Annotated in this window: 14 protein-coding genes; 5 read left to right on the top strand and 9 right to left on the bottom strand. The window is 38.6% G+C overall.

Annotation, left to right across the window (positions count from 1 at the left end):
• Together CWD90_RS02555 and CWD90_RS02550 are read right to left on the bottom strand one after the other, a co-directional pair.
• Positions 1–549 carry a hypothetical protein gene (locus CWD90_RS02555; protein WP_103474368.1) on the bottom strand — a complete coding sequence of 183 codons (549 nt, stop codon included), beginning with the start codon at positions 547–549 and terminating at the stop codon, positions 1–3.
• Positions 550–612: 63 nt separating this feature from the next.
• Positions 613–2124: a helicase HerA-like domain-containing protein gene (locus tag CWD90_RS02550; RefSeq protein WP_103474367.1), complete on the bottom strand. Its 1512-nt coding sequence runs from the start codon at positions 2122–2124 to the stop codon at positions 613–615.
• Positions 2125–2480: 356 nt separating this feature from the next.
• Here CWD90_RS02550 and CWD90_RS02545 point away from each other — a divergent pair, with 356 nt between their 5' ends.
• From CWD90_RS02545 to CWD90_RS02525, 5 genes are all read left to right on the top strand, one after another.
• Positions 2481–6563, top strand: a complete 4083-nt coding sequence (locus tag CWD90_RS02545) for a hybrid sensor histidine kinase/response regulator transcription factor (protein ID WP_239986441.1) — start codon at positions 2481–2483, stop codon at positions 6561–6563.
• Positions 6564–7266: 703 nt separating this feature from the next.
• Positions 7267–10482 (top strand): SusC/RagA family TonB-linked outer membrane protein, encoded by a 3216-nt coding sequence (locus tag CWD90_RS02540; RefSeq protein ID WP_103474365.1) that lies wholly within the window; start codon positions 7267–7269, stop codon positions 10480–10482.
• 15 nt (positions 10483–10497) lie between these two features.
• A complete protein-coding gene (locus tag CWD90_RS02535) occupies positions 10498–12213 on the top strand; it encodes a RagB/SusD family nutrient uptake outer membrane protein (RefSeq protein WP_239986440.1) in 1716 nt (571 codons plus the stop codon).
• A 31-nt stretch (positions 12214–12244) separates the two neighbouring features.
• On the top strand, positions 12245–13048 hold the full coding sequence (locus CWD90_RS02530) for a hypothetical protein (protein ID WP_103474363.1): 804 nt from the start codon (positions 12245–12247) through the stop codon (positions 13046–13048).
• A gap of 227 nt (positions 13049–13275) precedes the next feature.
• Entirely contained in the window at positions 13276–14385 is a 1110-nt protein-coding gene (locus CWD90_RS02525) for a glycoside hydrolase family 16 protein (RefSeq protein ID WP_103474362.1), read from the top strand.
• 106 nt (positions 14386–14491) lie between these two features.
• Here the strand turns inward: CWD90_RS02525 and CWD90_RS02520 are convergent, their stop codons facing one another.
• The 7 genes from CWD90_RS02520 to CWD90_RS02490 all read right to left on the bottom strand — a co-directional run bounded on the left by CWD90_RS02520 (position 14492) and on the right by CWD90_RS02490 (position 19374).
• A complete protein-coding gene (locus CWD90_RS02520; RefSeq protein ID WP_103474361.1) occupies positions 14492–14890 on the bottom strand; it encodes a response regulator in 399 nt (132 codons plus the stop codon).
• Positions 14865–16238, bottom strand: a complete 1374-nt coding sequence (locus CWD90_RS02515; RefSeq protein ID WP_103474360.1) for a PAS domain-containing protein — start codon at positions 16236–16238, stop codon at positions 14865–14867. Before CWD90_RS02515 ends, CWD90_RS02520 begins: the two co-directional genes overlap by 26 nt.
• Before the next feature lie 508 nt (positions 16239–16746).
• Positions 16747–17358 (bottom strand): MarR family winged helix-turn-helix transcriptional regulator, encoded by a 612-nt coding sequence (locus CWD90_RS02510; RefSeq protein WP_103474359.1) that lies wholly within the window; start codon positions 17356–17358, stop codon positions 16747–16749.
• A 54-nt stretch (positions 17359–17412) separates the two neighbouring features.
• Positions 17413–17676, bottom strand: a complete 264-nt coding sequence (locus CWD90_RS02505; RefSeq protein WP_103474358.1) for a DUF2024 family protein — start codon at positions 17674–17676, stop codon at positions 17413–17415.
• Positions 17677–17741: 65 nt separating this feature from the next.
• The gene (locus CWD90_RS02500) at positions 17742–17975 is read right to left on the bottom strand and encodes a thioredoxin domain-containing protein (RefSeq protein ID WP_103474357.1); all 234 of its coding nucleotides are present in this window, start codon (positions 17973–17975) and stop codon (positions 17742–17744) included.
• 126 nt (positions 17976–18101) lie between these two features.
• Positions 18102–18749: a cation transporter gene (locus CWD90_RS02495; protein WP_103474356.1), complete on the bottom strand. Its 648-nt coding sequence runs from the start codon at positions 18747–18749 to the stop codon at positions 18102–18104.
• 136 nt (positions 18750–18885) lie between these two features.
• Entirely contained in the window at positions 18886–19374 is a 489-nt protein-coding gene (locus CWD90_RS02490; protein ID WP_103474355.1) for a GNAT family N-acetyltransferase, read from the bottom strand.
• Between the last annotated feature and the right edge of the window lie 30 nt (positions 19375–19404).

Genomic DNA, 19404 nt, shown 5'->3' with positions numbered 1-19404 from the left:
CTAGTCCCAGCCTACCATCATGTATTTTATTTTGGCATTACCAGGAATCTGTACAGCTTCAATATTGGTGTTTGGTCCATATTGTAAATTGCTGGGAAGTTCTGTTTTGGCAATTGTAAAATAGGCGTCGGAGTCATTTAGGAATATGACCACATTATTAAGGGCGGAAGTAATTTTTTTGATGGAGTGCTTGTCCTCAATATCTTTAAACGTACTATTAAGGCCAACTCCTTTTTCGGTTACATACCTAGGGTCGTAAATACGTAGAATTCCAATTTTTGGAATAGTATCGGTATTGGGAGTAAGGGCCAGTAATTGTTTGCCGCCTTTTTCATAAATATTTATTTTTTTGACCGCTGAGCCTATTCTGGTCAATGTGGTATCCCTAACTATGGAATCGGCAGCAAATATGGTTTTAAGTTCCTCAATGGTGTTAGATTTAAGCAATTTGCCCACCTGGTCTTTGGCAATTACAAAATCTGTATTGGTGTTACATTGAATAAATAGTAGTGACGTTAAGGCCACAGTAAAAATCGATTTTCTTATCATTGTATGTAGAACAAAGTTCCTAATTAAATTGTTTATTGTTTAAAAGTGTTACCTATTAATGCATTAGCGCATTACCTTTTTTAAAACCCCCAAGACTCCCCTAATAAAAGTAGCACTAGTTAAAACTTTTATAATCGGATTTTGGCGTGTGCTGGCTCTTCTGGTCGTTGACCGAGTAGACCTACTGCTACTACTTTTTTCTTTTTCTGCCAGCTTTTCTGCCTGTTCTATCTTTATGTTAAGGAGCTCATAGGCACTTTCACGATCTATTGTTTCGTTATATTTTCTAACCAATCTTGAGCTGTCTATTACATCTTTTAGTTCCTTGTCCGTTAATATATCCATACGGCTCATTGGAGCCCTCAACATTGTAGCCGCCAGCGGTGTTGGTCTACCTTTTTCATCCAAGGCAGAGATTAGGGCCTCACCTATTCCGAGGGAGGTTAATACTTCTTTGGTGTCATAATATTCTGAAATGGGATAATTTTCCGCAGTAAGTTTTATGGCTTTCCTATCTTTTGCTGTAAATGCGCGTAAAGCATGTTGCACCTTTAGCCCCAATTGGGATAGGACTGCATCCGGAACATCGGTAGGGTTTTGGGTAACAAAATAAATACCTATTCCTTTGGAACGTATTAATTTTACAATGCTTTCTATTTGATTTAAAAGCGCTTTTGAGGCCTCGTTGAATATGAGGTGTGCCTCATCTATAAAAAGAACCAATTCCGGTCTACCAGTATCACCTTGTTCAGGAAAAGTATCGTAAATTTCTGCCAATAGGCTCAGCATAAAAGTAGAAAATAATTTAGGCCGGTCTTGTATATCTGTTAAGCGAAGAATATTGATATAGCCCCTACCATTTTCGTCTATGCGAGTAAGGTCTTCAACATCAAATGATTTTTCGCCAAAGAACAGGTCCGCACCTTGCTGTTCCAGTTCTATTATTTTTCTTAGGATCGTTCCGGTAGAACTGGTAGAGATTCGGCCATAGGCATCGGAGAATTCCTTTTTACCCTCTTCAGTGGCGTATTGTAGTACCTTTTTAAAGTCTTTTAGATCTAGCAACGGAAGTTTATTGTCATCGCAATATTTAAAAACAACCGCTACAATACCTTCTTGAGTTACGGAAAGGTCCAAAATACGGCTTAAAAGAACAGGGCCAAACTCTGAAACCGTTGCACGTAATTTTACGCCATCTTGCTCGGAAAGTGAAAGTATTTCCACTGGAAAAGCCGTTGGAGCAAACGGTATACCTATCTTGGTGTGACGTTCATCTATTTTTGGATGCCCAGGACTGGGTTGTGCCAATCCACTTAGATCTCCTTTAAGGTCCATCAGCAATACAGGGATACCTTTGTTAGATAAGTTTTCGGCTATTATTTGTAGTGTTTTTGTCTTCCCAGTACCAGTAGCCCCGGCGATCAAACCATGTCTGTTAAGGGTCTTTAATGGAATTTTTACGTGGGCATTGGTTATGGTTTCCCCATCTAACATGGCCGCTCCCATAGTAATAAAGTCTCCTTTTGTGGTATATCCTTCCTCTATATGAGCAAAGAATTTGTCTTTGATGTCCATTGGGCTAATTTTTGATAAAAATAGGCTAATTTTAGTCAAAAGAAAAGTTGTGGATTTTTAAGTAGTCCCTATATCTTTAAAATTATAGGTACTTATATATTGATTATGGGGTGGGAAACCTTTGTAATTACTTTGTTCATTTTTGAGCAATATTTCCTAACCTCAATTTGTATAATGTTAATTTGAATTTTTATTGGATTTGAGTTTTTATCTCCATTTTAAGCGTATTTTCATGCACCCGAATTAAATTAAACTCAATGTCAATAGATTTTAGAAGAATCTGTATTTTTTTTATCGTCTTGTGTCTTTTTATACCAAATTCCTGGTCTCAAAAAGCTGTTCCTAAATTAAATTTCGTGAATATAAAGGAAGGAGTCTCCAAAGTAGGGGTTTATTCCATTTTACAGGATGATTATGGTTTTATATGGATTGGGACCAACGGTTCTGGCCTGTACCGCTATGATGGAATAGATTATAAATCCTACAAGCATATTATTAATGATCCCTCTTCTATAAGTAGTAGCCAAGTTAATTGTTCATATTTGGACAGTAGGAATAGATTATGGGTAGGTACAGAAGTTGGACTAAACCTTTACGATCGCGAAAAGGACCAGTTTAAGAGAATTCCGGTAGTATCTGCCAATATGCAGGACGGCCCGATAATGCCTATAAGTGCTCTAAAAGAGGATAATGATGGTAACCTGCTTATAGGTTCTTTCCGATTTGGAATGTTCAAAATGAATCTCGATAATTTTGAGGTGGAAAAAGTAACTGTCAACAAAGCGGATGATTCAGACCTTTTGGTGGTAAGGGCCATTCAGACGGATTCCAATGGTAAAATTTATGCTGGGACCAATAGGGGTCTATATGTAATGGATGATAAAACTGGGGTTCTTGAACGTTTTGGTATTTGGAACAAAGGGGAGTCGAAATCCATTGAGGTCTCCGTAAGATCTTTACTTGTTGATGATGCCAATAATATTTGGGTAGGGACTTTCTACGATGGTTTGTATAAGGTGAAAATTGGCAATTCTAGTATAGGTGAACCTTCGGTTATAGAGAAATACGCTTTTTCAACCCATCCCTTTTTTACTTTAACGGCGCTCCCCGATGGTACGCTGATGTGTGGGACGGAAAACGATGGCTTGTTTCATATAAATGATAGTGGGGTTGTATTGAATCATTATTTAACCAATAAAAAAGATGAAAAAAGTCTGCTGTCCAATTCTATATGGACCTTGTACTTGGATAACGATCAAAAAATATGGCTCGGTTATTACAATAAAGGGGTAGCTGTCTATGATAAGTTATATGACAAGTTTAAAGACATAGAAAGTCTGTACAATAACCCCAATTCTTTGCAAATTAGTTCGGTTACGTCAATTGTAAAAGATCCCTCGGATAAGCTATGGATAGGAATGGACGGTGGTGGAATAGATATTCTGGATTTGAAAAATAATAATTACACTCATATAAATAAGGCCAGCAATAAAGAATATTCAGGTTTGAGCAGTGATTATATACAGACCATTTTTATAGATAGTAAAGAAAATATTTGGGCAGGAAGTTGGGATGGTGGAATTTATTTCTTGAAAAAAGGATCTAATAGGTTCATTAATTACAATACCAGTAATACCCATGGAGGCTTAAGGTCCAATACGGTAATGAGTTTTGATGAGGATAAGGAAGGTACTGTTTGGATCGGGACTTATCACAGCGGTTTACATTCCTACGACCCAAATACAAAACAGTTTAAACAATATAATTCTCAACCCTTTACAAATCAAGGAATAAATAGTAGTAGTGGGTATAAGGTTTTGGTGGATTTTCAGGACAATTTGTGGTTGGGTACTACCCAAGGGCTGTATAAGATAACGAAGCAGGCAGGCCAAAAGTTTTCCGTGGTTTCCATGGTAGATAGAATGTCTCAGGAGTCGACCAATAATTCTGCCTCCAATTACATTTTGTCTCTTTATGAGAGTAGTGACCGCACTATTTGGATAGGGACTAAAGGAGCAGGTCTATGTAATTACCAGCCTAATACCGATTCTTTTATGTGGTACGATAAACGCAAAGGCCTGGAAGAAGAAAATGTGTGTGGTATTATTGAAAGTTTGGATGGCAACATTTGGGTAGGGGGTAATGCGGGAATTTCAAAAATGGACCTAAAGACTGGGGAATTCAGCAATTTCACCACAGATGATGGTCTCCTTGCCAACGATTTCAATATCAATTCCACTTTTAGGGATAATGAGGGTAATATTTATTTTGGAAGTTATCAGGGGGTCAATTATTTTAATCCTTCGCAGATAATTACCAATACCAACGAGACTTCTTTGTATCTGTCAGAATTTAGGTTATTCAATGAAAAAGTCTTGCCTACACAAGAAGATTCCCCATTGAAGAAGGTGATTTCCGAAACGGATAGTATTGTGTTGAATCATGGTCAATCTGTTTTTACTATTGAATATTCCGGCATAAACTACACCCGTCCAGAAAAAAATGAATATGCCTATTATTTGGAGGGTTATGAAGAATCATGGAATTATGTTGGAAAAAAAAGAAGTGCTACCTATACCAACTTAGATCCTGGGAATTATACCTTTAAATTAAAAGCAGCCAATAATGATGGCGTTTGGAACGCTTCACCTTTAACTTTGCAGATTACCGTTTTGTCGCCTTGGTGGAAAACAAATTGGGCTTTACTGTCTTATATAGCATTGTTTGTTTTAGGCGTTTATCTTCTAAATAAAATGACCCAATCTAGGATAAGGGAAAGGCAAATAATACATTCTGAACGCGAAAAAAGGTTACAGGAAAAAGATTTAGATGAAAAAAAGTTTCAATTTTTCACTAATATATCTCATGAGTTCAGAACCCCACTCACCTTGATAATTAATCCACTTAAGGATATCCTTAATGATGATAGTCTAACACTGCCACCCAGAATAAAGGAAAAGCACAGTATAATTTATAAGAATACAGATCGACTTTATAGGTTGGTTAACGAGTTGTTGGACTTTAGGAAATTGGAGTTAAATAAAATTGGGGTTAGAGCCAAGGAACTCAACTTGATAGATTTAACTCAGGAGGTTATAAGCCATTTCAAGGAGGAAGCATTGGATAAAAACATACATCTTAGTCTGGATTCGGATGCAGATGATCTAAATATATGGGCGGACGAGAGTATGTTGGAGAAAATTATTTTCAATCTCCTTTCCAACGCTTTTAAGGTTACCCCAGAAGGTGGGGCCATTAATATTCAACTCCTTTCAAAAGATGAAATGTACGCCTTGCCGTTGGTAGATATAACAAATCCTACACCAGGAGTAGAGCTAATTATTTCGGATACTGGCCCAGGACTCAAACAGGAAGAAACGGAAAAGATTTTTGAGCGCTTTTATCAAGTAGAAAACTTGAATAAGACCTATTACGGAGGAACAGGTATTGGTTTGGAAGTGGTCCAAAGTTTTGTGGACCTGCACAAAGGGAAAATTGATGTTAAGAGCGAGGTTGGTAGTGGAACGTCCTTTAGGATAATTTTGCCAAAAGGAACCGGGCATTTTAAAGCGAATGAAATTTTGTCGGATATTAAAGAGCCTGATTCCCATAAGGAGCGGGTCAACTTGGTAAAACCCAAAATTGAAGAGGTGTCGGAGGTTGGTTCAGAAGAAGCGACCACGGCCTACACCTTATTGATCGTTGAGGATAATGGTGAGCTTAGGAGTTACCTAAAGAATGAACTGAAAAATCAATATAAGATACTTTTGGCTAAAAATGGCAAGGAGGGATTGGAATTGGCCAAGTCGGCTCTCCCCGATATTATTATAACCGATGTTATTATGCCCGAAATGGATGGTTTTGAATTTTGTAAAAAAATTAAGGGGGATTTGAGGACCAGTCATATACCTCTATTGATGCTTACGGCAAAAGCGCGGATAGATGATAGAATGGAAGGGATTGAAACGGGAGCAGATGCCTATATGGTAAAACCTTTTGATCTTAGGCTGTTGAGACTTCGATTATCCCAACTAATAACCAGTAGACAACTAATTTTTAATAAATATTTCAGTGTTATCAGTGATGTGCCAGTTAACAAGAATACTAGCTCCTTGGATAAGGATTTTATTGAAAAAGTTTTGAATTACATCAATAAAAATATAGATGATCCAGACTTAAGTGTAGAAGCTTTAGCATCACATTTAAATTTGAGCAGGAGTCAGTTTTATAGAAAAATAAAGGCGCTTACCAACCAAACAGCCAATGAATTTTTGAGAAATATAAGGATCGAAAGGGCCAAACAAATTATTGAAAATGGAAACACTAATATAAGTGAGGTTTGTTACAAGGTTGGGTTCTCCACCCCTTCATATTTTACAAAATGCTTTAAAGAACATTTTGGGATTCTGCCTACAGAGGTTGATCCAATAAAATCTTAAATCCTTACTCTTGGATTCTGGTTTAGGAATTATAGATATGTCATTATGTTGGGGTAGAGCATTGGTCTGTCCTATTACAAAATGTTTCAAGCGGACTGGTTTAGTGCTGCCTTTTCTATTTTCGTCAAATGCTTAAAGGCAACGCAATTAATTTTTGACAAAAAAACATATACGGTTGCCCTATATTTTAATTTTTATAATTCTTCATTTCAAAAGATGAACTTTTTGATCTACAGTTCATGTCCTCCAACCTATTATTTTATATAAAAGGGCCTCTGCATAGCTTCTTTAACCCCAGATAATTTTAACATAAGGTTAAGTTTCCACTTTAAGGAAGTCCTTTAAAATTAGTTTCTCTCCACTGTGTTGAATAAATACTATAACAAATGATGCACGGTATGCAAATGATGTTGCATGCCGGAATTATATATGAAAGTTGCAGCAAAACTTCTACAGGTTGCACGATATCTGGTATACATAATTTAATATTTATTTAACATTTGAGAGAATGAAAAACAAGAGTTCAAAATTCAATTGGAAGCAGTTGATAGAGATACTGCTGATAATAGCCATCGTTGCATTGCTGGTTTTTGTCATCGTGTTTATTCTCTAATGAAATAATAATTACGGCCTTTTGGTTCACTGAAGAAACATAAGAATTAATACTAATGAAAACTCAATTAATTAACCTAAACTATTTTATATGATGCTAAAGTTTAAATTCTTGATTATCACTTTGGTAATGGTTTGCGCGCAAAACGTCGTTTCGCAGACCAAGACCATAACAGGACTGGTGTCCGATGAGTCGGGCTTACCGTTGCCTGGAGTAACGGTCGTTGTAAAAGGTACCGTTAATGGAACCAATACCGATTTCGATGGAAATTATTCTATTGATAACGTAGGACCTGAGGATCGACTTGTTTTTACCTATATAGGAATGGTTGACCAGACAATTTTGGTTGGACAACAAACAGTTGTAAATGTAACGTTAAAAGAATCCTACGAATCTTTGGAAGAAGTGGTTGTGGTTGGTTACGGGGTTCAAAAGAAAGCTTTGACTACTGGAGCCAATATTAGCGTTAAAGGTGATGATATTGCTGAGTTGAACACGTCAACAGCGATGGAGGCACTTCAAGGTATAGCACCAGGGGTAAGCGTTACCAGAAATAACGGCCAGCCTGGCGCAGGAACCAAGGTTACCATTCGTGGTCTGGGTACCATTGGGAATTCCAGTCCATTATATATTGTGGATGGGGTAGCTGTTGGCAATATCGATTATTTAAACGGTTCGGATATTGAATCTATTGATGTTCTGAAGGATGCTGCTTCGGCTGCAATTTATGGTTCCAGGGCTGCCAATGGGGTAGTGCTGGTAACAACGCATAAAGGAAGAAAAGGAAGACAAGCGCAGGTGCAGTACGATACCTATTATGGCTTTCAAAATATTTACAAGAACTTATCGCCACTTAATGCCCAAGAATACATGTATATTATGGACGAGGGCAGGGTCAATGATGGGTTGGCACCGAACGATTGGGAAGCCATTCTTCAAAATAATAGTTGGCTAAATAATAATTATCCCAACAATTTGGGAACCCAACTGGGTACGGAAATATGGGGCATGCTGCAAAATGGTTGGGAAGGTACCAATTGGATTGATGAAATGACTACCAAAAGTGCTCCTATTTCAAGTCACTCCGTGAATATTACAGGTGGAAGTGAGGATAGTACCTATGCATTTGGGGTTTCTTATTTGGATCAAACCGGGATGATCGGGGGCAATATCACCGAAGCTGGTTATAAGAGGCTTACCGCCCGTATGAACACAGAATTTGTACTTTTCAAAAATGAGGATCACAGTATTGTTACCGTAGGTGAGAATTTTACCTATACCAATACCGAAAACAGAAGCGTGGCTACAGGAAACATTTACTGGAACGACCTTCATAATGCGTTGGTACAAAACCCTTTAATGCCGGCCTATTGGGGTGAATCACCCGATGCCAATGGGTTTACTCCTACCTTGGACGGATTGTCAAATAACCAGACCAATCCACTTGCAGTAATGTTTTACAGACATAACTACAGTAATTTGGGCAACAAGAACAATACGATAGTAGGAAACGTGTATTTGGAGATAGAGCCAGTAAAAGACCTGAAATTTAGATCTTCATATGGCTTGGATTCATGGTTTGGCCATGGAAGATCCTGGACACCTACCTATGCTTTGGGAGTTCTTTATAGCAATGCCAATGATGGGGCAGCCCAAAATCAGTATTTGGGAGCCAACCTAACATGGACGAATACCATTTCCTATGAGCGTCTTTTTGGTGATCATAAGGTGACTGCCTTGATCGGTAATGAGGTATATAAAAATCAGATCAACAATTCTGTTGGAGGGAGCAAGGCCAATACCAGATTTGGATTGCCAGAATACGCCTATTTGAACAATGTGGATAAGACCGATGTAAACTCCATAAATACCTACGGTGCGGATTGGGCTGCAGGTGGTGGTGGACTACTATCTTATATAGCTAGGGCACAATACAATTACAAAGAAAAATATCTATTTTCGGCTACCATTAGGGCAGATGGTTCGTCCAACTTTGCCGAAGGCAATAGATGGGGCTATTTTCCTTCTGTATCCGCAGGATGGATTTTGACCAATGAGGATTTTATTGGAAATGACAATGGTATTTTAGACTTTGCCAAATTAAGGGGAAGTTGGGGGCAGAACGGAAATCAATCCATAGATAATTTTATCTACAGTTCCAATATCGCATATCTAAATCCAGGTTATTATTTTGGTGATACAAAACCTATTTCCGGACCTACAGCGGTTCCTGCTAGGGTAACCAATCCTGATGTTACTTGGGAAACCTCAGAACAGTTGAACTTAGGTTTGGATGCCAGATTCTTTAATTCAAAACTTGCCTTTACCGCAGATTGGTACAAGAAGACTACGAAAGACTGGTTGGTTATTGCTCCAATTCAGGGTACGTCTGGAGCGGGGGCACCTTATATAAATGGCGGTGATATTGAAAACTCTGGTTACGAACTTATGTTATCCTGGAACGATTATGATGGGGAATTTAAGTATGGAGCTACTATAAGCGGAGCCTTCAACAAGAATGAAATTACAAAAATTGCGAATTCGGATGGAATAATTCAAGGTCCTAGTTCGGTGTTGTCCCAAGGAACCGCTTCAGTGTCAAGGGCAGAAGTAGGTAAGCCTATAGGATTCTTTTACGGCTACGAAACAGACGGTATTTTGCAAACACAGGATGAGGTGGATGCTTATGTGAAGCCAACGGATGGTACACCATACTTTAGCGATCAGCGTCCTGGAGATGTAAGGTTTGTGGACCAAAATCAGGATGGTGTTATAGATGAGAGCGATAAAAAGATGTTGGGGAACCCCAATCCGGATTTCGAATTGGGAATTCAACTTAATGCGGAATACAAAGGTTTTTACGCCAATGTAACCCTATCCGGGAAATACGGCATGCAGGTAATGCAATCTTACCGTTCCTTCGCCGATAATTTTGATCAAAACTATACCACGGAAATATTCGGACGTTGGCATGGTGCCGGAACTTCAAATACACTACCTCGCTTAAGTTCTGTATCCAATAGGAACACTAACTGGATTTCTGATATATATATGCAGGATGCAGATTACCTAAGGATCAATAACTTAACGGTAGGTTTTAAGTTGGGCGACTATATCAAGGACATTAAATTTATTTCCGATATTAAAATTTACGGTGCAATCAACAACCTATATACGTTTACAAATTTTAAAGGCATGGATCCGGAAGTTTCCTTTGGTCACGATGCAGGTTGGGCATCGGGTATCGACCTAGGTCTATATCCCTTACCAAGAACTGTAATGTTCGGATTTAGTGTTGATTTTTAATTTTAAAAATAGTAGATGATGAAAAAACTAGTATATAATATATGCATTGCGGCTTTGGTTTTTACTACAAGTTGCAGCGAGAAATTTTTGGACACTGAAAATCTTTACGAGAAAAGTTTAGACAACTTTTACAGTAGTCCAAAAGATATAGATGAGGCCATGTCAGGTGTTTATAATGCCATGTACACGGGCGGGGTTCATAGTGATGAGGGTATTGCCGCCAATCTGCTTTCAGATATGATGTTGGGTGGTGGTGGACCTGATGATAAATCGGCAAAAAATGTGGATAAATTCGAAGATCCTGAAGAGGATACCTACCGCGATCTATGGGTGGAAACCTACAATGGGGTTACCCGGGCAAATGCCATTATTGAAAAGGTTGAGGAGGTAGATTTTGCTTCTTTCTTTGACACGCCCGAAGAGGCCGTAACTTTTAAAAACCAGACTATTGGCGAAGCCTATTTTATGAGGGGGTATTATTATCTTAGAGCAGCAAAGTTCTTCGGCGGTCTGCCTTTGATTCTTGCGATCGACGACCCACGCGATGCGCCTAGGGCCTCCTTTACCGAAACTTTTGCCCAGATAGCATCAGATTTTAAAGTGGCCATAGAAACTATGCCCTCTACCAATTCCAATGACATCCCAACTTCCAGTTACGGCCATGCCAATAAATGGGTGGCGGAAGCGTATTTGGCAAGAGCTTACCTTTTCTATACTGGGTATATGAGCAATATTGAAGGACAGTCTACTTCGGATTTGCCTTTGGCGGATGGAGGGTCATTGTCCAAAAGCAGTGTTCTTGCGTATTTGGATGATTGTATTAATAATAGTGGTTACGAATTAGCCACTGATTTCAGAAATTTATGGCCTTATTCCTATGTAAATCAAAGTGCAGGTACCACTGTGCTTCCATGGGCACAAACAGAAGGATTGGCCTGGGTTGGACAGGATGGGCATTCACCTACTTTTGGCACTGGAAATAAAGAAGCCATGTTTGCTCTGAGATATTCCACAACCAGTTGGGATGAAGGACAAAAATATAACAACAGAATGCCGTTGTTTATGGGAATACGTGATAACTCCATGGTCCCTTTTGGACAAGGCTGGGGCTGGGGAACTGTGAATCCTAAACTTTGGAACCAGTGGAACGATGCTGATAAAAGAAAAGTAGGTTCCATTATAGAGGTAGGGAATGCCGATCAGGGAACTGGGGGGTACGAAGCCGACAAAGGTGATCATGAGACCGGATTTTTTAATAAAAAATACACTACGGTACAACATCCTGATCCAGACGGAGTGGACGGGGTGAAAGGTATGTTCTACTTTTTGTACGATATGAACAATGGAGATCCTATGCAGTTATGGGCAGCACAAGATTATATATTGATGCGCTTTGCAGATGTACTATTGATGCATTCCGAAATTTCCGGTACAGCAACAGGAATGAACAGGGTACGCGTTAGGGCCGGTCTAGGAGAAATAGGTTATTCTTTGGAGGCCTTAAAGGAAGAGCGTTTACATGAATTGGCTTTCGAAGGAATACGATGGTTCGATTTGGTTCGTTGGGGCGATGTAAATACTGCGTTCGGCGATCCCATCAATGTTAGGAATTCGGGTATAGATGCCGTATATAAAGTTACCTACCGTCCTGAAACCAAAGGATTGGTTCCAGTTCCAGAAACTGAGATAAGATTATCCGGAGGTGGGTACACACAAAACCCAGGCTGGTAAAATAGTTGAAATCTAAAAAAAATATAGACAGATGAAAAACAATAGAATAATAATTTTAGTATGGTTTATTGCTTCTCTATTCTTGGTGACCGTGGGCTGTGAGCCTATTGAAGACCGGGATTATTTGGAGAACACGACCGATGTGGCAGGGGTACAGCTTGTTGCCACCCAAAGTTCAGTCGGTGGTAATAAGATAGAACTTAATATGGCTACCCCAGGGGTTACAGGCTACTGGGACTACAACCTTGGTAGGGCATATACCGATAAAGTAGAGTTTATATATCCAATTCCGGGGACAGCTACATTTACTTTTACGGGAACCTTAGGGGCCGAATTTTTCACTAAATCCATCGACGTACAGATTGATCAGTTGGACAGTGCCTTGGACCAAGATTGGTATGATTTGGTGAGTGAGAGTACGTCTGCAGGTAAAACATGGGTTTTCAATGGTGGTCCTTCGCCAGATGGAGGCAGATGGTGGTATATGTCCCCACCTAACGATCCAGGTGCCTGGGCAACTGCTTGGTGGAATGCTGCCGGGGATTGTTGTCCTCCAGCTGATGCTGCCGGTAAAATGAAGTTCGATTTGGATGGAGGTGCAAATTTCACCTATTATTCAGGCCCGGATGCCGCTCCGCAATCAGGGAATTTTGTTTTGGATGTTGCAAATCAGACCTTAAAAATTAACAATGCAAACATTTTAGGTGCAGAGGAGCCTAGAGGAAATCCAAACGGTCTTTATACTATTATTTCCTTGACAGAGGATGAGTTGGTGTTGTATGTTGCCAATAATGATGGTGGTACAGGTTGGACCTGGATTTTTAGACCGGAATAGTTGTTATAATCCAGTAGTACATAGATTTTAAAAAGGGTTCAGAGGTCTAATCCAAACCTTATTTTAAAATTATTGAAAAGGATTGTGTTGCACTTTTTGCAATCATAATGGAATTTAAACCTTTTCGAGTTGGTTAATTTAGTTTTTTGGAAGCCTTGCTGGTCTATGTCAAAGTCAGCAAGGTTTTTAATTATAGCTACGCTTGATTTTTTAATTAACAGTCGATTATGAGATTGATATTATTTATTTTGATAGCAATTGTCGTGGCTTGTGGCGGCAGTAAGAATGAGGAGGGTGGCTTTGTCTATACTGATGCGGAAATGGAGAAAATTTCACCTACCGAGCTTAGCCTGTCCGTTGAGGTTTTGGGAGTAGATGCCAGTAATCCATATGGCGATGGTAAAGGCGTGGTAAAGTTTTCGGCTATAGCCAAAAATGCCGTTAAATATGGTTATAGGTTAAACGATGGAAAAGAGGAAGTAAGTACGGATGGCACTTTCACCTATACCTTCAAGGAGGTAGGATCCCACAATTACAAAATAACGGTCTTGGCCTATTCAAGTACAGGCGATTCTATTAATATTTCTGAAACACTAACTGTTTTTGTTGCAGAACATGAAGCTAAACTTATCTGGTCCGATGAGTTTGAGGTGGATGGAGCCATTTCTTCAGAACACTGGAAATTTGAAACTATTGCTCCAGATAACGGAAGTTGGTGGAACGGGGAATTACAACATTATACCAATAGAATTGACAACGCCTATGTTTCGGAAGGGACTCTTAAAATTGTGGCAAAAAAAGAACAATATACAACTCAGGGTTCCACCAAGGAATATACTTCGGCCCGATTAAACTCGCTGTTTTCCTTTACCTATGGCAGGGTAGAAGTGAGGGCAAAGCTTCCCTATGGACAAGGTACATGGCCTGCCATTTGGATGTTGGGGTCTAATATTGAAACCGTAGGTTGGCCTGCTTGTGGTGAAATAGATATTATGGAACATTGGGGACATGAACCGGAGAAAATCTCTAGTGCCACCCATACCCCTTCATGCTCAGGTGGATGTTCTCAAGTGACCGTGGGCACTACGAATATTACGGATTATGACTCTGAATTTCATGTTTATGCGGTTGAATGGACAAAGGATTCGTTACGATTTCTTATAGATAATGAATTTGTGTATTCCTATAATCCCATCGTAAAAAACAGTGATTCGTGGCCTTTTACGGCGGATCAGTTTATAATTTTAAATGTGGCTATGGGTGGAAGTTGGTTTGCAGTGGATCCCGATTTCGTGTCCTCCAGTATGGAGGTCGATTATGTAAGGGTCTATCAATAGGCTTTAAAGTCTATTTGATTGGTAACAAAACCTCTGGTAATGGGAATGGATTAAAGCTTGCTAGAAAGTGTTATATAAAGCCATAAAATGTGGACGACGATACAGCTTATTCCTGTAGATTCAAATATTCCATAAGTACTGGTATTTTTTCAATCTTTTCCTTCGTCAAAGGTTTTTGAATAAAATTTACTATGTTGGAATAGGTTTTGGATTTATCTAAATCAGCGTAATCCGCAGAGGAAGTTAAAATTATGACACTGATGCTCTTTTCCAAGTCATGGTTGCAAATCTCATCCATAAATTCCCAACCATTCATAACGGGCATATTAATATCCAAAAGCAACATATAGGAAATGTTAGGACCATTATTATCGAGTATATGGTCCAATGCCAATTTGCCATTCTTAAATTGTTCAATTTTGGAATTGGTGTATTTTGAAAACAGTTTGTTATGTAAAAAAAGAATTACGGGATCGTCATCAATCTGCAATAATCTGTATGTCATTCTTTTTCTCTTTTAGTTGGGTATCGTTAATAATCTTGGCTATATTTTTGGTCATTATATCCATTTCATTGGCCGAATTCGTAATTTCGGTATTGATGTAATGCCTTTCCTCCTTACATATGGAATCATGATCGGTCAGTAAATTTATTAGACCCATTAAGCGTACCAAAGGGGCCCTGAGCTCATGGGATTGCATCCAGCCAATCTTTTTTAAACTCTTATTTTGATTTTCTATAAATTTTAAATATTTCATTTTTTCTGAAATATCTATAGCGATGATCTGTCGGCATTTTTGGCCATTATAGGTAATAGGACTACTATATAGATGCACTGTTAATATTTCTCCCTTCTTGGTAATATGTTTAAAATGGCCATCGAATAGGTTTAAATAATTTTCCCGTGTTATTTCAACCTGTTTTTCCAGATTTGTCATCTCACATTCTGGCCTTATGTCTGCCAAAGTCATGCCCATGTACTCATCTTTGCTGTAACCATATTTTTCAATAGCAGCAGTATTAACATTTAAAAAAGCTAATGTTTCTAGGTCATACACCCATGAAGGCTGGGGCGAATGCTGAAAAAGGCTATGGTATTTTTCTTCGGATACCTTAAGTTGTTCGGTATACAATTTCTCCTTGGTGATATCTGTAATTACAATGTCCAGAAAACAACTGCCATCTTTATCCTTTATAGGTGTTCCTACACCCTGACACCAAATAATCATATCTTCCTTTGAAACCACACGCCATTGGCATTCGAAAAATTCCATTTTCGCAAAAGAATTGCTTAAGGCGGATCTAATTCTACCAAGATCATCCTTATGTGCTAAATTGCGTAAATAGTCTTCATCTTTTAAAAGGGTTTTACATGGAATATTCCAGTGATGTAGGGCTTCCTCACTTATATATTCAACTTTAAGATTGTTGTTGGAATCTTGTCGTAAGCGCAGTATTACAATGGAAACGTTTTTAAGGATGGATTTTAATTGGGTATTCTTTTTTTTCTTGTCCGTAATCTCCTGTATGGTGCCAATTCCGCCAATAGGATTATTGGAAGTGTTAAATTCATTGGCTAGACCAGATTCTTTAATCCATCTCCAAGACCCATCCTTATGCTTAAACCTATAGGACATTTCAAAGGAATGATTGGTGCCTTTTTTATATTCCTTCCATGATTTTTGAAGTAAATCAAAATCTCCAGGATAGAATAACTCCTTGAAACTGTTCGAAGTAAATGATTGATCGGCGGGTTCTACATATCCAAGGACATTTTGAATGTATTCAAGATTCTTGAATATAGGGTCTTCTTCATCCCATCTCCATCCATAATACTTGTTCTGCGTTCCCATATTCCTTAAAGATCACCTTGTTGCTTGTCCTATTATTGCTAATTACTTAGTAGACTAACCTGGACTTCGCCTTGTCCAAATTAAATTTACATGTTAAGATATGATTCAATTTAGATAATATATAATGCAAACGGCTTATTTTTCAAATACGTATGTGCTTTTATGCTTTTTGTGCCTTTAATTGGTGCAGAATTCCTTGGTGAAAAGGAATATTACCCTTAAAAAGTGACGATGTACTATGCTTAATCTATTTGAGGTACAGTCTAAATGACCGTGTTATTGTGTGTGAAATTGAATAATGGGTTTGTCCAGGTTACCATCGAGCATCGGCCGACCGGTCATGGTGTACTGTGCTTGGTTCGACTTAGTTTTTATTCAACAAACTTTCTTGGAACAGCTTAAAGATACGGGTGTATTCATCTGTCCAGCTACTTGGTACCTATCGAAATAAAAGGTTTGTCCGTCTTGGGGCCATTAGGAATTACAATAGGAGGTTTGACGGGCGGATTTAGTGGGTGGGCTTTTCTTCAAATTCAGGGCAGTCTAGCCTGATATCCGTATTTAACAATGCCTTGTCCAACAAATGGCAATAGTCCTGCTTGTTGTCCCTACTGTAGAATTTACAGGCGTAACAGGTTCTTTGAACGGTAAGTATTCCGCTTCTATTTAATTGATAGATAAGCTTGCTTAGCGTACCGAATAGAGCATCTAAATCGGGTTGATTTATAGTAGTAAGTTGGGTTTTTAATGGATTGGCAAAATCGGATGTTTCATCCACCATTGTTCTCCCCGTTGCAGACAAACCAATGGCATAACTTCTGCTATCACTGGAAGAGAATTCTTTGGTAATCAAACCTTTCTTGTCCAACACTCTAATAGCATCACTTATGGTGGGTTTGGTAATATTGAATTCTTTGGCTAAGTGGCTTACATTACAAAATTCGGTTTTGTGGTAAGCAATGAAAATTAAGATTTGAATCTGGATCGGACTTAATCCCAATAATTTGGCTTTATCCCAAAGCAGTACTTTAAATGCTTCCGATATACGTTCAAGTCCGGCAACAATTTTACTTGAAACGTCGGTTTCTTGATGTTCAGGGTTAAAGATGCTATTGTCCATATAAAAAGCCTGCCGGGATTTGCCCGGCAGGCAAAGTTAGTTATCCTAATTAAATTATTGGCAATTTTCCATTTCTATGATAAAATACCCCTTTTCATTTATGCCTTCTTTTATAATATGGCCAGCCTGTTCCATATGACAAAATTGGCATTCTTTAGAGGATAGTCCAGCTGTTTTAAACGGCTTTGTGGATAGAAATTCACGACCGTAATTAAAAATACTATCCTTGTCTTCCATAGTATTGGGTACCAGTATATCAAAATGCATGGTCTTGCCGTCTTCACGGGCCACGTAGGTGTCCCAAACAGATATTTTCATGGTGTTTACTTTTAAAATTACTTTATAAGATATTAGGAATCCTAACTTTCAGAGTTAATTTTTTTTTAACCCTTTACATCTGCCATGGAAGCACCGAAATTGATGTGGAGTACATTTCCAGTAGGAGTAACCAAAGCTGGAACCGATTTAACACCTGCTTTTTCGGCTTCAGGAATGCGCGATTTGCTGGTTCCGAAATGTACAATTTCGACATTGTCCGTTCCTACTAGTTCTAGGATTTCATGCTCTGCACTTAGGCATACTGGACATCCTGCGTGATAAAAAACTGATTTTTTCATTGTTCTGAAATTTAAATTACTGCACAATTGCCCCACAAATATAGTAAGGAATCCTAACTATACAAATTAATTTCTTGTTTTTTATGGTATCACTAATAATTTCAGATTAGTTCATGACGGTGGGAATCAATGGCAGCCACAATATTTATCGCTATTGGCCTTTTCAAAGCATTCCTTCCCTTCTTTAAAAGCGAAATAAGAAAGTGCCAGTGTACCCATACTGTCTATATAGGGAATGTTCCAGATTTCATAGATACCACTACTGATCAACAGGATAATGGACATATATACGCAGACCATGGTACAGTTGGCATCCGAGAGAATAGGGTCTGAATTTAGTTTTTTGCCCACATTTCTTTTGCCCAGAACCAACATCCACATAATGGCAATTGAGATGATAGATATTACTACGCCCCAAACCGTGGTAATGGGTTTGTGACCACTCCATATGTTATAGAGGCTCGTAACCACCAGGGCCACAACCAATCCGTAAAAGGCTAAGCCAGTAATCTTCAAGGCGGTTCGTTCAAATGGGTCTTTGTTACTATCAGGTTTTTTTTGAATTCGGATAATCATATGTGCAATTCCAATACCGGAAATGACCTCTATAAAACTGTCTGCACCAAAACCGAATAGGGCCAGACTTTCGTCTTCATATCCCAAATAGGTAGAGATAAGACCCTCCGCTATATTGTAGAATATGGTAAATAAGGCAAATCCCAGGGCAATTTTATAAAGTCGGTTATTATCTGTGGTGCTGATTATATTTTCCATGTGGTACGGTTTATACAGCCGAATAGGGCTGTTGTTTTACGGATTATTTTTGAAACGATCCATGGATTGCGATATCTTGAATCCTATTTAAGTAAAGATATTTAGACTTTAGCGAAATCTTGGTCTCCCTTACTGTTTAATTAGGGTTCTTGGATAAATCATATTCAAAATACCGGGCCGATGCATGTGGATTATGGCGATAAGCAGCAATTTCCACAAAACCATGGTCGGTATATAATTTTATGGCCGATTTCATAAAGTCGGCTGTGTCCAATTTTACACTGTTGTATTGTAGTTTTCTGGCGGTTTTAAGACATTGCTTCAACAACAGTTGCCCTATTCCCAAACCCCTACTATTCGGTTTTACGTACATTCTTTTTACTTCACATTCCAGCTCGCTGAATCTTCGGATACCGGCGATGCCAACTGCCTCCTCGTTTATATAGGCAATAAATAATCCGCCATCCTTTGGGTTGTACATTTGCGGTAAGCCTTTCATTTCTTCATCAAAATTTTGAAAGGACAGATCAATGCCCAACCAGGCAACATACTCCAGGACCAATTCTTTGGCAACCGAGAAGTCGGTCGCAGTTTGAGCTATTTTTATTTCAATCTTGGGCTTCATGCAGGATTAATTAAGTGTGTTTTAATTGGG

Origin of the sequence: Arenibacter catalasegens (assembly GCF_002909235.1) — a bacterium.
Classification (GTDB): Bacteria; Bacteroidota; Bacteroidia; order Flavobacteriales; family Flavobacteriaceae; genus Arenibacter; species Arenibacter catalasegens.
Note: the sequence above shows the minus strand (reverse complement) of the source record. Positions and strands in the feature narration are given on the sequence as shown.